Source organism: Mycobacterium sp. IS-1590, from assembly GCF_001500025.1.
GTDB lineage: Bacteria > Actinomycetota > Actinomycetes > Mycobacteriales > Mycobacteriaceae > Mycobacterium.
On the sequence record NZ_LQIW01000050.1, the window covers coordinates 177,115 to 194,226 of the forward strand.

The 17,112-nt window shown below is 67.4% G+C and carries 13 protein-coding genes and 1 tRNA gene; 8 read left to right on the plus strand and 6 right to left on the minus strand.

Going from position 1 to position 17,112, the window contains the following annotated elements:
• Window positions 1-148 precede the first annotated feature (148 nt).
• Together polA and AU197_RS24405 are read left to right on the plus strand one after the other, a co-directional pair.
• Window positions 149-2,809 carry a DNA polymerase I gene (polA, locus tag AU197_RS24400; RefSeq protein WP_197415650.1) on the plus strand — a complete coding sequence of 887 codons (2,661 nt, stop codon included), beginning with the start codon at window positions 149-151 and terminating at the stop codon, window positions 2,807-2,809.
• Between the two features lie 10 nt (window positions 2,810-2,819).
• Complete coding sequence (locus tag AU197_RS24405; protein WP_064406280.1) at window positions 2,820-4,055, plus strand: threonine/serine exporter family protein; 1,236 nt, start codon at window positions 2,820-2,822, stop codon at window positions 4,053-4,055.
• On the opposite strand, the gene AU197_RS24410 is transcribed toward AU197_RS24405, so the two are convergent.
• Complete coding sequence (locus tag AU197_RS24410) at window positions 4,040-5,203, minus strand: PrsW family intramembrane metalloprotease (RefSeq protein ID WP_064406282.1); 1,164 nt, start codon at window positions 5,201-5,203, stop codon at window positions 4,040-4,042. The two genes, AU197_RS24405 and AU197_RS24410, sit on opposite strands and share 16 nt — an antisense overlap.
• Before the next feature lie 168 nt (window positions 5,204-5,371).
• Between AU197_RS24410 and rpsA the strand changes: the two genes are divergently transcribed.
• Window positions 5,372-6,814 (plus strand): 30S ribosomal protein S1, encoded by a 1,443-nt coding sequence (gene rpsA / locus AU197_RS24415; RefSeq protein WP_064406284.1) that lies wholly within the window; start codon window positions 5,372-5,374, stop codon window positions 6,812-6,814.
• 73 nt (window positions 6,815-6,887) lie between these two features.
• Window positions 6,888-8,099, plus strand: a complete 1,212-nt coding sequence (coaE, locus tag AU197_RS24420; RefSeq protein ID WP_064406286.1) for a dephospho-CoA kinase — start codon at window positions 6,888-6,890, stop codon at window positions 8,097-8,099.
• A 4-nt stretch (window positions 8,100-8,103) separates the two neighbouring features.
• Here the strand turns inward: coaE and AU197_RS24425 are convergent, their stop codons facing one another.
• From AU197_RS24425 to AU197_RS24435, 3 genes are all read right to left on the minus strand, one after another.
• Window positions 8,104-8,634, minus strand: a complete 531-nt coding sequence (locus AU197_RS24425; protein ID WP_064406288.1) for a hypothetical protein — start codon at window positions 8,632-8,634, stop codon at window positions 8,104-8,106.
• 86 nt (window positions 8,635-8,720) lie between these two features.
• Entirely contained in the window at window positions 8,721-9,503 is a 783-nt protein-coding gene (locus AU197_RS24430; RefSeq protein WP_064406291.1) for an Fpg/Nei family DNA glycosylase, read from the minus strand.
• A 2-nt stretch (window positions 9,504-9,505) separates the two neighbouring features.
• A complete protein-coding gene (locus AU197_RS24435) occupies window positions 9,506-10,012 on the minus strand; it encodes a ribonuclease FAU-1 family protein (RefSeq protein WP_082696834.1) in 507 nt (168 codons plus the stop codon).
• Between the two features lie 63 nt (window positions 10,013-10,075).
• On the opposite strand from AU197_RS24435, the gene uvrB reads away from it, so the two are divergent.
• From uvrB to AU197_RS24455, 4 genes are all read left to right on the plus strand, one after another.
• Window positions 10,076-12,226, plus strand: a complete 2,151-nt coding sequence (gene uvrB, locus AU197_RS24440) for an excinuclease ABC subunit UvrB (RefSeq protein WP_064406295.1) — start codon at window positions 10,076-10,078, stop codon at window positions 12,224-12,226.
• A gap of 66 nt (window positions 12,227-12,292) precedes the next feature.
• Window positions 12,293-13,090 carry a ribosome hibernation promotion factor gene (locus AU197_RS24445; protein WP_064406297.1) on the plus strand — a complete coding sequence of 266 codons (798 nt, stop codon included), beginning with the start codon at window positions 12,293-12,295 and terminating at the stop codon, window positions 13,088-13,090.
• Window positions 13,091-13,137: 47 nt separating this feature from the next.
• The gene (locus AU197_RS24450) at window positions 13,138-14,544 is read left to right on the plus strand and encodes an MFS transporter (protein ID WP_064406299.1); all 1,407 of its coding nucleotides are present in this window, start codon (window positions 13,138-13,140) and stop codon (window positions 14,542-14,544) included.
• A gap of 75 nt (window positions 14,545-14,619) precedes the next feature.
• Window positions 14,620-14,690: transfer RNA gene (locus AU197_RS24455), tRNA-Cys, on the plus strand.
• Between the two features lie 128 nt (window positions 14,691-14,818).
• On the opposite strand, the gene AU197_RS24460 is transcribed toward AU197_RS24455, so the two are convergent.
• Window positions 14,819-15,478: a UdgX family uracil-DNA binding protein gene (locus AU197_RS24460; RefSeq protein WP_064406302.1), complete on the minus strand. Its 660-nt coding sequence runs from the start codon at window positions 15,476-15,478 to the stop codon at window positions 14,819-14,821.
• A gap of 35 nt (window positions 15,479-15,513) precedes the next feature.
• Entirely contained in the window at window positions 15,514-17,055 is a 1,542-nt protein-coding gene (locus AU197_RS24465; protein ID WP_064406304.1) for a glycosyltransferase family 39 protein, read from the minus strand.
• Window positions 17,056-17,112: the final 57 nt, after the last annotated feature.

Genomic DNA, 17,112 nt, shown 5'->3' on the forward strand with positions numbered 1-17,112 from the left:
CGTGTTCCAGTTCAGTGGGACGTGGGCACAACGGCCGCGGGTGGGGTCGATGTCGGCGGCGGTGCCTAGAGTTAGGGCCGTGAGCCCTGCCACCACCGCCACCGGCAAGAAGACGGCGCCCCAGTCGACCGATCAGAAGCCGACATTGATGTTGCTCGATGGCAATTCACTGGCATACCGGGCGTTCTACGCACTGCCCGCCGAGAACTTCAAGACACAGGGCGGACTCACCACCAACGCGGTGTACGGGTTCACCGCCATGCTGATCAACCTGCTGCGCGACGAGCAACCGAGCCACATCGCCGCCGCGTTCGACGTGTCGCGCCAGACGTTTCGCGTCGACAAGTACCCCGAGTACAAGGCGGGTCGCTCGTCGACACCCGACGAGTTCCGCGGCCAGATCGACATCACCAAGGAGGTGCTCGGCGCGCTGGGCATCACGGTGCTCGCCGAGCCCGGCTTCGAGGCCGACGACATCATCGCCACGCTGGCCACGCAGGCCGAGCAGGGCGGCTACCGGGTTCTCGTGGTCACCGGCGACCGCGACTCGCTGCAGTTGGTCAGCGATGACGTCACGGTGCTGTATCCCCGCAAGGGCGTCAGCGAGCTGACCCGGTTCACGCCGGAGGCGGTGCAGGAGAAGTACGGGCTGACCCCGCAGCAGTACCCGGACTTCGCGGCCCTGCGCGGCGACCCCAGCGACAACCTGCCCGGCATCCCCGGGGTCGGAGAGAAGACGGCGACCAAGTGGATCGCGGAGTTCGGCTCGCTGCAGGCGCTGGTCGACAACGTCGACACGGTCAAGGGCAAGGTCGGCGACGCGTTGCGGGCCAACCTGTCCAGCGTCGTGCTCAACCGGGAACTGACCGATCTGGTCAGGGACGTCCCGCTGCCCCAGACCCCCGACACCCTGCGCATGCAGCCGTGGGACCGCGACCAGATCCACCGGCTGTTCGACGATTTGGAGTTCCGCGTCCTGCGCGATCGGCTGTTCGACACGCTGGCCTCAGCGGATCCCGAGGTCGACCAGGGCTTCGACGTGCGCGGGCGGGCCCTGGAGCCGGGGGAGCTGGCCGCGTGGCTGGCCGAGCACAGCTCGGGCAAGCGGTTCGGGCTGGCCGTCGTCGGCACACATCTGGCCTTCGACGCGGACGCGACGGCGTTGGGCATCGTCGCCGCCGACGGGGACGGACGCTACATCGACACCGCCACCTTGACCGAGGACGACGAGGCCGCCCTGGCCTCGTGGCTTGCCGACCCCGGCCCGCCGAAGGCCCTTCACGAGGCCAAGCTGGCGATGCACGACCTCGAGGGCCGCGGATGGAAGCTCGCGGGCGTCACCTCCGACACGGCACTGGCGGCCTACCTGGTCCGGCCCGGCCAGCGCAGCTTCACGCTCGACGACCTCTCGCTGCGTTATCTGAAGCGTGAACTGCGCGCTGAAAACCCTGAGCAGCAACAACTTTCGCTGCTCGACGACAGTGACGGCGTTGACGACCAGGCCGTGCAGACCGTGATACTGCGGGCCAGCGCCGTGATGGACCTCGCCGACGCGCTCGACGAGGAACTCGCGCGCATCGACTCCCTGGCACTGCTCAGCAACATGGAGTTGCCCGTGCAGCGGGTGCTGGCCGAGATGGAGACCGTGGGCATCGCGGTGGATCTCGAGCAACTCGGCCGGCTGCAGAGCGAGTTCGCCGACCACATCCGCGACGCGGCCGAGGCGGCGTATGCGGTGATCGGCAAGCAGATCAACCTCGGCTCGCCAAAGCAGCTGCAGGTGGTGCTGTTCGACGAGCTCGAGATGCCCAAGACCAAGCGCACGAAGACCGGCTACACGACGGATGCCGACGCACTGCAGTCATTGTTCGACAAGACCGGCCACCCGTTCCTGCAGCATCTGCTGACCCACCGCGACGCCACGCGGTTGAAGGTCACCGTGGACGGGCTGCTCAACTCGGTGGCGTCCGACGGCCGCATTCACACCACCTTCAACCAGACGATCGCGGCCACCGGACGGTTGTCGTCGACCGAGCCCAACCTGCAGAACATCCCCATCCGCACCGATGCCGGCCGCCGGATCCGCGACGCCTTCGTGGTGGGCAAGGGTTTCGCGGAGCTGATGACCGCGGACTACAGCCAGATCGAGATGCGCATCATGGCGCATCTGTCCCAGGACGAGGGCCTGATCGAAGCTTTCAATACCGGAGAGGACCTGCACTCCTTCGTCGCATCACGCGCGTTCTCGGTGCCGATCGACGAGGTCAACGCCGAGTTGCGGCGCCGCGTCAAGGCGATGTCCTACGGGCTGGCCTACGGGCTGAGCGCCTACGGGCTGGCCGCCCAGCTCAAGATCTCCACCGAAGAGGCCAAGGTGCAGATGGAGCAGTACTTCGACCGGTTCGGCGGGGTGCGCGACTACCTGCGCAACGTCGTGGACCAGGCGCGCAAGGACGGCTACACCTCGACGGTGTTCGGCAGGCGGCGTTATCTACCCGAATTGGACAGCAGCAACCGCAACGTCCGCGAGGCCGCCGAGCGTGCGGCGCTCAACGCGCCGATCCAGGGCAGCGCGGCCGACATCATCAAGGTCGCGATGATCAACGTCGACACCGCGCTCAAGGAGGCGGGACTCAAGTCACGGATGCTGCTCCAGGTGCACGATGAACTGCTCTTCGAGGTCGCCGAGGGGGAGCGGGAGACGGTCGATGCCCTGGTCCGCGAGCAGATGGGCAATGCCTATCCGCTGGACGTGCCGCTCGAGGTGTCGGTCGGCTACGGCCGCAGCTGGGATACCGCCGCTCACTAGATCCATTGCGATGACCGAATCCGTTGCGCACCAACAAATCCGGTTCATCGCTCGGTTGGGGGCGGCCATGGGTGCCGCCAACTACCCGGTCACCCTGATCCGGCAGATGCTGACTCAGGTGTCGGCGGCCTACGGCGTGCCCAACCGATACATCGCGCTGCCCAATTACGTTCAGGTGGTGGGCCCGTCCACCGATAGCGGGACCGTGGTCGAGGCGGCGAACCTCGACCAGGACCTGCGGTTCGACCAGACGTTCCCGCTGGCCCGGCTGATCTCCGATGCCCGACACGGCCGGGTCTCTCCCGAGGACGGCGAAGCCCGACTCGATGACATCCTGGCGATGCGCAGCAGGTACCCGGGCTGGGTCACCGTGCTCGGGTACGGGGTCCAGAGCGCCGGTCTCGCGTTGGTGATGGAGCCGACGCCGCTGAACCTGCTGATCGCCACCGTGCTCGGGTTCATGGTGGGCGCCTTCTGCGCGGCCGGGCGACGCGTCACCGTGCTGCAACATCTGATCCCGGCCATCAGCGCGTTCGCGGTGTCGGCCATCTGCATCGCCGGCGCGCAGCGGATGGGCCTCGACCACGTCAGCCTGCGTGCCTTGATCCCGCCGCTGGCGACGTTCCTGCCTGGTGCCGCCATCACGCTGGCCGTGGTCGAATTGACCGCCCGTGATGTCATTTCCGGCTCCAGCCGGTTGATCAGTGGTTTCATGCAGATCGCCCAGCTGGCCTTCGGCATTCTCATCGCCACCCAGCTGCTCGGTGCAGACGGCAGCCAACTCAGTCCCGATGTGGTCAACAAGATCGGCCCGTGGTCGCCGTGGGTGGGGGTTGCGGTCTATGCCATCGGCGTACTGCTCTTCCTGGCTCCGCCCCTGTCTTTCCTGCCGTGGCTGACGTTGATCGTGTACACCGCATTCGCCGCCCAGTTCGTCGGCGACATGGTGTTCGGAAGTTACGCGAGCGGCTTCTGCGGCGGGCTGGTGCTCACGGTCGCCGCGCTGGCCATCTCTCGGCGTCGCGGCGCACCGCCGGCAATCACGATGATTCTGCCCGGTTTCTGGTTGCTGGTGCCGGGCTCGATGGGCCTTATCGGGGTGACCGAACTCTTCGGCGCCGACGGAGACTCCGCCTTCCCGGCGACGGTGATCTCGATGATCTCCGTGGCGTTGGGGCTACAAGCCGGCCTGGTGCTGTGGCAGCTGGTCCAGCACCGCGTGGTCGCCGGTCAGGGACCGCGGTAGCCGCCCAGCGACTGCAGCGCCGGGCCGGCGGCCGCGCGGGCGGCGTAGAGCGCGTAGGTCTCCTCGACCAGCATCGCCTGCACCCGCGGATCGCCGAACCCACGGTCCATGCGGTCGCGCACGAACGCCAATTCGACGACCTGGCCGGCGAACCGCTTGACCGCGTTGCGGGCCGGACGCCCGCCCTGCCGGGCGGCCTGGGCGAGCGCCAACTTGCGGTGCCGCAGCGAGCCCAGCCATGAGGCCTCGGTGGGCGTGACCAGACCGGCGTGCACCATGCCGGGCAGCTTGCTGGCGACGATCGCCTGCTCGCGGCGGCGACTCTGCACGCCGAGAACGATCGCCAGCGCGAACAGCGGCATCATCCAGTACAGGTAGATCCCGAGGTACCAGCCGACGCCCAGCAGCGACGACCCGTTCCACAGCGCGTGGGTGAAGACCGCCGCCAAGTACCCCAGGACAAGAGCCAGGGCCTTGGCGGACGCGTCGCGGCGGTGCAGGGCGAAGTAGACCCCGATACCGAAGAACGTGGTGAACAGCGAATGCGCGAACGGGGCCATGACCAGTCGTAACGCGGCGGTCAGCAGCGAGTCACCGAGCGATTCACCGCTGGCGATGTAGAGGATGTCCTCCAGCCAGGCGAACCCGGCGCCGACCAGTCCCGCGTAGACCAGGCAGTCGGTCAGGGAGTTCAATTCCCGGCGGCGTCGACCGGTCATCATGACCAGCAGGAACGCGCCCTTGGCCGCCTCCTCGATGACGGGCGCGATGACCACCACCGAGACCGCGCTGACACCGTCGGAGTCACCCGCCACGATCAACGACTCGAGAAAAAGTCCCAGGATCACCGACAACACGACCGCGACCGAGGCGCCCCACAGGAAGGCGAGGGCCAACAACCGCGGCGGTTCGGGTTCGAAGCGGTCGAGCCACACATACGCCAGGACCACGACCACCATGGCCAGGCTCGACAGCACCAGCCCGATCCCGGCTCCGATGGGGTTGAGCGCGGTCAGCCCGATGATGATCAGCCCCACCACGGTGGCGAGCAGGATGAGCACCGCCAGCGGCGCCCCGACTTTGCGGACCTTGCGTTGAAACGGCGGTGCGTGCAGCCAGGGGTGGTGCGGGGCGCCGGGATGTGACACCAGAGCAGACTAGCGGCCGGTGGGGACCGAGTTTGTCCAGCATGTGCCCAGTCGAGTAACCTCTACGGGTACCTGTCTGTGGTTTTCGTCATCTTCTGCGGCGGGTAACACCCTTAACTCGAATGTCCTAAGTCCCTACGATTGAACCTGTCCGGAGCAACCCACCACATGCCAAGTCCCTCCGTCACCTCGCCCCAAGTAGCCGTCAACGACATCGGCTCGAGCGAGGACTTTCTCGCCGCCATCGACAAGACCATCAAATACTTCAACGATGGCGACATCGTCGAGGGAACCATCGTCAAGGTTGACCGTGACGAAGTCCTGCTCGACATCGGCTACAAGACCGAAGGCGTCATCCCTTCCCGTGAGCTGTCCATCAAGCACGACGTCGACCCCAACGAGGTCGTTTCCGTGGGCGATGAGGTCGAAGCCCTGGTCCTCACCAAGGAGGACAAGGAAGGCCGCCTGATCCTGTCCAAGAAGCGCGCTCAGTACGAGCGGGCCTGGGGCACCATCGAAGAGCTCAAGGAAAAGGACGAGGCCGTCAAGGGCACCGTCATCGAGGTCGTCAAGGGCGGCCTGATCCTCGACATCGGCCTGCGCGGCTTCCTGCCCGCGTCGCTGGTCGAGATGCGTCGCGTCCGCGATCTGCAGCCGTACATCGGCAAGGAGATCGAGGCCAAGATCATCGAGCTCGACAAGAACCGCAACAACGTGGTGCTCAGCCGCCGCGCGTGGCTGGAGCAGACCCAGTCCGAGGTGCGCAGCGAGTTCCTCAACCAGCTGCAGAAGGGCGCCATCCGCAAGGGCGTCGTCAGCAGCATCGTCAACTTCGGTGCGTTCGTCGACCTCGGCGGCGTCGACGGCCTGGTGCACGTCTCCGAGCTGTCCTGGAAGCACATCGACCATCCGTCCGAGGTGGTTCAGGTTGGCGACGAGGTCACCGTCGAGGTGCTCGACGTCGACATGGACCGCGAGCGGGTTTCGTTGTCGCTCAAGGCCACCCAGGAAGACCCGTGGCGTCACTTCGCCCGCACCCACGCGATCGGCCAGATCGTGCCGGGCAAGGTCACCAAGCTGGTGCCGTTCGGCGCGTTCGTCCGCGTCGAGGAGGGCATCGAGGGCCTGGTGCATATCTCCGAGCTCTCCGAGCGCCACGTCGAGGTCCCGGACCAGGTGGTTCAGGTCGGCGACGACGCGATGGTCAAGGTCATCGACATCGACCTGGAGCGTCGCCGCATCTCGCTGAGCCTCAAGCAGGCCAACGAGGACTACACCGAGGAGTTCGATCCGTCGAAGTACGGCATGGCCGACAGCTACGACGAGCAGGGCAACTACATCTTCCCGGAGGGCTTCGACTCCGAGACCAACGAGTGGCTCGAGGGTTTCGAGAAGCAGCGTGAGGAGTGGGAGTCGCGCTACGCCGAGGCCGAGCGCCGGCACAAGATGCACACCGCGCAGATGGAGAAGTTCGCCGCTGCCGAGGCCGAGGCGGCCAGCCGTCCGGCGGCCAACGGCACCTCGCGGGGCGAGGAGCAGTCGGCGGGAGGCTCGCTGGCCAGCGACGCCCAGCTCGCGGCGCTGCGTGAGAAGCTCGCAGGCAACGCCTAACTCGTTACGACCGAAGGCCCCGGCTCACCGAGCCGGGGCCTTCGTCGTCGAGCGGCCCTGACAGACTGGGGCCGTGCTGCGCATTGGGCTGTCCGGCGGTATCGGCGCCGGAAAATCGACGGTGTCTTCGACGTTCAGTGAGCTGGGAGGCATCGTCGTCGACGGCGACGTGATAGCCCGGGAGGTCGTCGAACCGGGGACGGAGGGGTTGGCCAAGCTCGTCGACGCCTTCGGCAGGGAAATCCTGCACGATGACGGCGCATTGAACCGCCCCGCGCTGGCCGCGATCGCGTTCAGCGACGAGGAGAAGCGGCAGATCCTCAACGGGATCGTGCACCCGCTGGTGGCCCACCGCCGCTCCGAGCTCATCGCGGCCGCGGCCGACGACGCCGTCATCATCGAGGACATCCCGCTGCTCGTCGAATCCGGTATGGCGCCGATGTTTCCGTTGGTGGTCATCGTCCACGCCGATGAGGAGTTGCGGGTGAAGCGGCTGATCGAGTACCGCGGGTTCACCCAAGAGGACGCCCGGGCCCGGATCGCCGCACAAGCCACCGAGGAGCAGCGCCGCGCCGTCGCCGACGTCTGGCTCGACAACTCGGGCACTGCGGGCGAACTGGTCGAGAAGGCCCGTGAGCTGTGGCACGAGCGCATCCTGCCCTTCGCGCACAACCTGCACGAGAATCGGCCGGCGGACTCGCAGCCGGTCCTGGTGCCCTTCGACCCCACATGGGCCGATCAGGCGCGGCGCATCGTGGCGCGACTCAAGACCGCGTGCGGGCATCGCGCCGTGCGGGTCGACCACGTCGGGTCGACGGCGGTGCCGGACATGGACGCCAAGGACGTGATCGACATCCAGGTGACGGTCGCGTCGCTCGCGGATGCCGACGAACTCGACGAAGCGCTGACCGCCGCGGGGTATGTGCGCGGGCCCGTCACCGCGGACGTCGCTAAGCCCGACGCCCGCAGCACCATCGCCGAGTTCGACCAGTCGAACGATGAGGCGTTGTGGCACAAGCGTCTTCACAGCTCTGCCGATCCCGGGCGGCCGACCAATGTCCACATCCGGGTGGATGGGTGGCCGGGCCAACAGTTCGCGTTGCTGTTCGTGGACTGGATGCGCGCGAACCCCGGCGTCCGGGCCGACTACCTCTCGTTGAAGCGGCGGGTCGCCGGGCACGGGCACGTTTCAACGGGTGCCTATGCCGAGGCGAAGGAACCCTGGTTCCTCGACGCGTACCGGCGGGCCTGGGAGTGGGCCGACAGCACCGGGTGGCGGCCGTGAGGCACTAGGCCTCGGGTGGCGGCGGCGTGCCGACGTCGGGTGTCGGGGTGGTGCCCCCGTCGACCGGGATGTTCAGCGGCGCCCCGCATTGCAGCACCCCGTACATCGGGTCGTCCTTGGGTCGGAGCAGTCGCGGCGCGATGAACTGGTCGGCCTTGGCCACGATCTGGTCGTCGACCAGGATCTCGCAGTGCAGGTTGGAGCCGTAGGGCCATTCGATGGAGATCTCCATCCCGGCCAGTTGGGGATCGGCGAGCACCGCGTTGACCTCGAATGTCTGGCCGGGTAGCAGAGTGGGCTGCGCGCTGTTCACGTTGTGGTCGTCCATCTTGTACGCCACCACCGCGCCGCGGGAGGTGCCGTCCGCGCGGGCTCGGTAGATGACGTTGTGCAGAACTTCGGGCGCCGGCGGCGCAGGCTGCGCCTCGGTCTCGGCGCTCGGCTGGGCCGCGGCGCCACCCGGGAACAGGACCGAGCCCACGAGCATCGCCGCGGCCGCCGCGCCTGCGGTCCGGATGCGGGCTGTGGGGGACATGCGACGAGAGAATACCGGCCGTACCTGGGCAGACAAATTCGTAGCGGTAGCCATCGGAATCAAGATCGCCGTATGCAGGGGGTTCGTTACCCGGGGGCCGGTTGGCAGTGCGGGCACCACACCGAGGTTCTCCCCGCGATGCGGCCGCGCGCGAGTCGGGCGCCGCAGCGGGGACAGGTCGGGTCGGGCGCTTCCCTGTTGCCGGTTAGCCACCGCGGTAGGTCGGGAACCCGCCCGTGCCGGACCGCGGTTTGCAGTACCGCCCGCATCGCCTCGTGGAGACGCTTGACGTCGTCGTCGTCCAGGGTCGACACCGGCAGCGACGGCGACAGGCGCGTACGCCAGAGAATCTCGTCGACGAGCAGATTCCCCAGCCCGGCGATCACGGCCTGATCCATCAGCGTCGGTTTCAGGCGTCCGCGCCGACCCCGCAGAAGCTCGCGAAACGAGCGCAGGTCGAGGTGCAGGGCGTCGGGGCCCTGCTTGCCCGTCACTTCGCCGATGTCGTCCTCGGAGGCAAGGAGCCACACACCACGCAGCTTGCGCAGGTCCGCGTAGCGGAACTCGCCATGGTCGAGTGCGATGACCAGCCGGACGTGTTTGGTGTCGTCGTCGCCCAGCGTGTGGTACGGCCTGCCCGTCATACCGCTGTGCACCAGCAACACGGGGCCGTCGGTCGGCAGGATCAGCCATTTGCCGTGCCGACGAGGCTCCTCGAAGGTGCGGTCGACCAGGTTTCGGGCCAGCGCGCGTGCGGAGGTGTTGCGCAGCACTCCCGCGTCGCGTACGTCCACCCGGCGGATACGACGCCCGGGCAGCTCACGCACCAGCTCCCTGCGGAAGCCCTCGACGTCGGGTAGTTCGGGCATGTCTACTCGTCGCGCCAGGTGAGTGGCATATCCTGCCCGGCCAGCCACCGTTTGAGGTCGTAGTCGTGCCGGGCCAGCCCGTCGATGGCGGCCACCGCGGTCTGCACGGCCTGCTCGCCCGTCTCGGGTGCCAGCAGGTTGTGCCGTACCGCGGTGAGCAGTTCGTCGACGTCGTGCAGTTCGACACCCCGGCCGGTGCGCACCACCAGGTCGAGGTAGTGGTCTTCGGCGTGCCAGGCGTCGGGGCCAGGTGTGTACTGGCCCACGTCCAGGTAGTAGTCCTGGTCGAGCTCGTGACCTGCATTGAAGTGGAACACGGTTGCGCGCAGTCGCAGCGAGGGCAGCAGCCAGGACTCCAGATAGTGGAACTGCGCCCGCCCCGGGGTGGGGCGGGCCATGTACAGGCCCCAGGGCTGGACGGTGAAGACGTCGACGGCGCGCACGATGCCCTTCGGATCGGTGTTGGTGCGGGCGACGAGGTCGAACGTCTCGTGTTTGGGAGCGTGGATGAGAACAGGATAGGGCTGTCCGGGGAATGAACTTGTCGGAGTGCGCGCTTACCCTGAGTGATTATGGCTTTCGCTACCGAACACCCCGTGCTCGCGCACTCGGAGTACCGCCCGGTCGATGCGATCGTGCGCACCGGCAACCGCTTCGAGGTGGTCAGCCCCTACTCACCGGCGGGTGACCAGCCGGCCGCCATCGACGAACTGGAGCGCCGGATCAAGGCGGGGGAGCACGATGTGGTGCTGCTGGGCGCCACCGGCACCGGTAAGTCGGCGACGACGGCGTGGCTCATCGAGCGGGTCCAGCGGCCGACGCTGGTGATGGAACCGAACAAGACGCTCGCCGCGCAGATGGCGAACGAGTTGCGGGAGATGTTGCCGCACAACGCCGTCGAGTATTTCGTGTCGTACTACGACTACTACCAGCCCGAGGCCTATATCGCCCAGACGGACACCTACATCGAGAAGGACAGCTCGATCAACGACGACGTCGAGCGGCTGCGGCACTCGGCAACCTCGAGTTTGCTGTCCCGTCGCGACGTGGTCGTTGTCGCCTCGGTGTCCTGCATCTACGGTCTCGGCACGCCGCAGTCGTACCTGGACCGCAGCGTGGAGCTCAAGATCGGTGACGAGGTGCCGCGTGACGCGCTGCTGCGGCTGCTCGTCGACGTGCAGTACACCCGCAACGACATGGCGTTCACTCGCGGGTCGTTCCGTGTGCGCGGCGACACCGTCGAGATCATCCCGTCCTACGAGGAGTTGGCCGTCCGCATCGAGTTCTTCGGCGACGAGATCGAGGAGTTGTACTACCTGCATCCGTTGACCGGAGACGTCGTCCGCAAAGTCGATTCGCTACGGATCTTCCCGGCCACCCACTACGTCGCGGGCCCGGAGCGGATGGCGCATGCGATCTCGACCATCGAACAGGAACTCGAGGAGCGGCTCGCCGAGCTGGAGGGGCAGGGCAAGCTGTTGGAGGCGCAGCGGCTGCGGATGCGCACCAACTACGACATCGAGATGATGCGCCAGGTCGGCTTCTGCTCGGGCATCGAGAACTATTCGCGTCACATCGACGCCAGGCCCGCGGGCTCCGCGCCAGCCACGCTGCTCGACTACTTCCCCGAGGACTTCCTGCTCGTCATCGACGAATCCCACGTGACGGTGCCGCAGATCGGCGGCATGTACGAGGGCGACATGTCGCGTAAGCGCAACCTCGTCGACTTCGGTTTCCGACTGCCCTCGGCCGTCGACAACCGGCCACTGACCTGGGAGGAGTTCGCCGACCGCATCGGCCAGACCGTGTATCTGTCGGCGACGCCGGGGCCGTACGAGCTCAGCCAGTCCGGCGGTGAATTCGTCGAACAGGTCATCCGCCCAACGGGTTTGGTGGATCCGAAGGTGGTCGTGAAACCGACGAAGGGCCAGATCGACGATCTGATCGGCGAGATCCGCACGCGCACCGAGCGCGACGAGCGGGTGCTCGTGACCACGTTGACCAAGAAGATGGCCGAGGACCTCACCGACTACCTGCTCGAGATGGGGATCCGTGTGCGCTACCTGCACTCCGAGGTGGACACTTTGCGTCGGGTGGAACTGCTGCGCCAACTGCGTCTCGGCGACTACGACGTGCTGGTCGGCATCAACCTGCTCCGCGAGGGTCTCGACCTGCCGGAGGTGTCGCTGGTGGCGATTCTCGACGCGGACAAGGAGGGGTTCCTCCGGTCGACTCGCAGCCTGATCCAGACGATCGGCCGCGCCGCGCGCAACGTGTCGGGCGAGGTGCACATGTACGCAGACAACATCACCGAGTCGATGCGGGAAGCCATCGACGAGACCGAACGCCGGCGCGCCAAGCAGATCGCCTACAACGAGGCCCACGGCATCGATCCAAAGCCGTTGCGTAAGAAGATCGCCGACATTCTCGACCAGGTGTATCGCGAAGCCGACGATGTCGAGGTGGGTGGTTCCGGGCGCAACGCGTCGCGGGGCCGCCGGGCGCAGGGCGAACCTGGGCGGGCGGTCAGCGCCGGCATCATCGAAGGGCGCGACACCTCCAACATGCCGCGCGCCGAGTTGGCCGACCTCATCAGGGACCTGACCGAGCAGATGATGGCCGCGGCGCGGGATTTGCAGTTCGAGCTGGCCGCACGCATCCGCGACGAGATCCACGACCTCAAGAAGGAACTGCGCGGCATGGACGCGGCCGGTCTGAAATAGCCGACAACACCGTCCGGGACCTTCGGCCCTGGTCCTTGCCCTGTCGCCTCGCGTACAAACGAAAGTATGAGTGACAGAGCCGATATCGAATCGTCAGTCCACGTCGATGTGACGACACGCGGTGATCTTCCCGGCGCGGCCGAATACGCGCGGGGCAAGATCGAAGACGTCAGCCGGTTCGCACACCGACCGTTGGCACATGCCCATGTGAAGCTGACGCGCCACGGTGACCCGGAACTGGAACGGCCGGTCATTGCGCAGGCGAACCTCGACCTCGACGGCCGGTTGGTGCGTGCTCAGGCCTCAGGTGACACGGCGCGAGACGCGATCGACCGCCTGGGTGAACGCCTGGGACGCCAACTGCGCCGGGCCGCCGACCACTGGCAGGCTCGCCGCGACGGTCGAACTACACGGGTTTCGCACGAGCCCGACGCCGGACCCGCTCAGCAGCCCAGCCGCCTTCCGCTCCCACCCGAGGAGCGCCAGATCGTGCGGCGCAAGTCGTTCACCCTCGCGCCGTGCACGGTGGACGAGGCCGCCATCGAGATGGACCTGCTCGACTACGACTTTCACCTGTTCACCGAGCAGCGCACCGGGATGGCGAGCGTGCTCTACAAGAGCGGACCGTCCGAATACCGGTTGGCTCAGGTCGAACCGGCTTCGGAAGGCGAGCTGGCGCCGTTCGAACTGCCGCTGACGATCAGCCCCCACCCGCCGCCGATCCACACCGTCGAGCAGGCCGCCGAGCGGATGGGTCTGCTGGGGCTGCCGTTCATGTTCTTCATCGACGCCGCCCAAGGTCGTGCAGCCGTGCTCTACCACCGTTACGACGGCCACTACGGGCTCATCACCCCGGCCGGTTGAGGTCACCGCTTGACCTGAACGAAGGTTGAGCTCGTAGCGTGTCCGGCGTGACCGACACCGCGCCGACGACCAGTACAGGACGCTGGCGCGACCTGTTGGGACCGAAGTACCTCGGCGCCAGCACCGTCCTGGCCGGCGGGGTCGCGCTGTACGCCACCAACGAGTTCCTCACCATCAGCCTGATGCCCAGCGCGGTGGCGGATATCGGCGGTTACCGACTGTATGCATGGGTGACGACGGTGTATCTGGTCGCCTCGGTGATCGCGGCGACCACCGTGCATTCGACGTTGATGCGCTTCGGACCGCGGGTGTCGTATCTGGCGGCGCTGTCCGTATTCGGTCTGGGCAGCCTCGCATGTGGGGCGGCGCCCACGATGGAAACCCTGCTTGTCGGCCGCACGGTGCAGGGACTGGCGGGCGGGTTGCTGGCCGGGTTGGGCTATGCGGTGATCAACACGGCGTTGCCCGAGCGGTTGTGGACCAAGGCGTCGGCGTTGGTGTCGGCGATGTGGGGCGTCGGGACGCTGCTCGGCCCCGCCGCCGGGGGTCTGTTCTCCCAATATGGTTCGTGGCGTTGGGCGTTCGCTGCGCTGGCGATCTTGACTGCAGCCATCGCGGTGCTGGTCCCGCTGGCGTTGCCCCGGCGCACTCGCGCCGACTTCGAAGCGCCGCGAACGCCGATACCCGTGTGGTCGCTGCTGTTGTTGGGTGTTGCCGCGTTGGCCGTCAGCGCAGCCGGTATCCCGCGCGATGTGTGGCCCACGATCGTGCTGCTCGGCTTCGGGGCCCTTTTGGTGGCCGTGTTCCTGGTCGTCGACCGGCGGCTACCCGCTGAGGTGTTGCCGCCCAGCACTTTTGCGCGCGGACCGCTGAAGTGGATCTACCTGACCCTCGCTGTGTTGATGGCCGCGACGATGGCGGACATGTATGTTCCGCTGTTCGGGCAGCGGTTGGCCGATCTCACACCGGTCGCTGCGGGATTTCTCGGTGCGGGTCTGGCGCTCGGTTGGACGGTCGGGGAGATCGGCAGCGCCTCGATGAGCAACCCGCGAGCGATCAAGCGCACGGTCGCTGTCGCGCCCGCGGTGATGGCCGTGGGCCTCGCGCTTGCGGCGGTGACCATGCGGGACGACGCACCGGCGGCCGTGGTGGCCGTCTGGGCCGCGGCGTTGATCGTGACCGGCGCCGGGGTGGGGATCGCCTGGCCGCATCTGTCGGCATGGGCGATGAGCCGTGTGGAGGACCCGTCGGAGGGGCCGACCGCGGCTGCCGCGATCAACACCGTGCAGCTGATTTCCGGCGCCTTCGGCGCGGGGCTGGCCGGAGTTCTCGTGAACATGACCGACAGCGGTGATGCCACACCGGCGCGGTGGCTGCTGGCGGCATTCGCCGCGCTCGCCGCGATGGGCCTGGTCGCGTCGACGCGGAGCGGACGACAGCCCAGCCAACCGTGATGGTGAACCGCTTAACGATCACGGCGATTTCAACGCTGGGCGGTGACTGACCGCGCTGGGACACTCACTGTCAATGCGGGTGTGGCTGAGTGGCTAGGCACCGGCCTGCAAAGCCGTTTACACGGGTTCGAATCCCGTCACTCGCTCGTATGGGCCGTTGTTGAGCAAATCAACGCATTCCAACCGAACTGCGCGACAGTGCTTTTCAGCGCATCATCGCCGCGTATGGGCAACACTTCGCTGCTTCGAGGCAAGCCACGCCGGTGGTCGACTGCTAGCGGTGCGCGCGCAGGCCGTCGGCGAACCGCAGATCGGACACCAGCGCCTCGAACGCCTTCTCCCGATCCTCCGGCGGGCCGCGTAGCACCGACGACGGATGCACGGTAACGGCGACTTCCGGTGCGACGTCGAGCTCGTCGGTCTCGGGCAGTTGCAGTGCTTCGCCGCGGTGCGCGGTGAGCCGAAACTTGCTGCCCATCAACGACTGTGCGGCGGTCGCTCCCATCAGCACCAGCACCTCGGGTCTGACGGCGTCCAGCTCGGCCAGCAGCCACGGCCGGCAAGCCACCACTTCCGTGCGGCCCGGGGTCTTGTGGATCCGTCGTTTACCGCGCTCGGGCAGCGTGAACTTGAAGTGCTTGACCGCATTGGTCACATACACCCGCTCGCGGTCGATACCGGCCTGCGCCAGCGCCTTGTCCAGCAGTTTGCCTGCGGGTCCGACAAACGGCTCTCCCGCCTTGTCCTCCTGATCGCCGGGCTGTTCGCCGACCAGCATCATGTCCGCGCTGGAGGAACCGCCGCCGAACACCACCTGCGTCGCATCGAGGTACAGATCGCAGCCCTTGCAACCGTGCGCGGCGTCGGCCAGAGCATCGAGATCGCGGGTGTCGGGCACGAACTCCGCAGCGGTGTGGGCTGGCCTTGTGGGCATGGGAATCGGGTACCCGGTTCCGGTGCGGTCACGCGCTACCGCGTCGACTTGACCACCTGCGCGAAACTGAACTGCCAGCGCTCGACGAGCCGGAAGCCCATCGCGTGCGGTACCCGGTAGGCGGGCGCGCGGCGCAGACGTGGTCCCGGATCCAGCGCGGGCCCGCTTTCTCGATCCGGGACGGTGGCGTCGCGTTGTGAAACCGTCCACAGTACCGTGCAGGGCCGAAGCCGATCGGCCACACCCCAGATGCCAAGATGGCTGTCCCACAAGCGGTTTCGGTCCGCTGCGCGGCGGCCGCGCCCGGGGTCGACCAGGCCCGCATACGCCTCGGGCCGCGCGGCGGTCAAGGGGCGAATCGGCCCGGGCGCCCAGTTGGTGGTGTTGTCGAGCACCAAGCAGTCGCCGGGGGAGGCGTGTGTCGTGAGGACGTCCGCCACCTGGCTGAAGTCCATTCCCTCCTTGGCGTACGGACCCCGTTGTTCGAGCAGATAGTTCGGGGTCGCCGCCACCGCGAGAGCGGTCAGCATCACCACGACGGCCTCGCGCGACCTGGCGATGGCGGTGAGGCCGACAGCCAACAGCAACGCCATCGCCGGCGAGGTACAGGTCAGATAGCGCGGGTAGTAGACGGCTTCTGACCACACCGAGTAGAGCAGCAGCACGGCCGTCGGGAGCACGATCCACGCCGCGCTCATCGCCACCAGCGACCGGACACCGGCGTCCGTCGGCCGGAACTGCCGCATCGCCAGCAGGGCCAGCACCAGCCCCGCCGAGACCGCGAACGCCACGCTGTGGTCGAAGTACTGTTCCTGCAGCACTTCGGCGACCGTGTGCCAGCCCGGAGGCGAGATCCACCGGACCTGCGCTATCTGGCTCCTGCTGAACACCAGAAACGGCGCCACCAGCGCGATCGCCACCGCGGCCGTCACGATCCAGCGGCGCACGACCGCTCGCCGAGCCGTCACCGCGGCCAGCGTCACCGCGTGCACGAGCACCATCAGCACGACGAAGACGTTCAGCAACGACGCGCCCACCAGCGCCAGCCCGTAGCAGCCCCACAGCCATCGGAAATTGCGGCGGACCGCGACTACCAACAACACGGTCAGCCAGACGGCCGCCGCCGCCGTCAGCGCATAGGAGCGCGCCTCGATGCCCGCCCACGTGATACGGGGCAGGATCGCGAACACGACGCCCGCGCAGACGGCCGTCGTCCGGGAAGCGAAGCGTCGCGCGAGGACGACGACGCCGCCGGCGGCCAGCCCGACGGCCAGGCAGCTCGACAGCCGGGAGTAGAACTCGGTGGCCGGGAACACCGCGAACCACCCGTGCATCAGCAGGTAGTACGGGCCGTGCACCGCGTCGATGTTGTGCAGCAGGCCCCACAGCTGGGGGATCGACCGCGTCGATGCCGAGATCGTGGCCGCCTCGTCGAACCACAGCGACGGTCGGGCCGCGCCCGCCGCCGACACCGCGATCGCGAACATCGCCGTCAGCGCAGCGTCGAACCGGCCGGCGCGAAGGGATCCCGACGGGTCGAGGCGCGCGAGGCGTTGCTGTACCAGCGACAGATCCACGCGCTGCTACCCACCCTTCCCGCGAACGGCAAAACGCTAGCGTGTGCGCTTGTACCG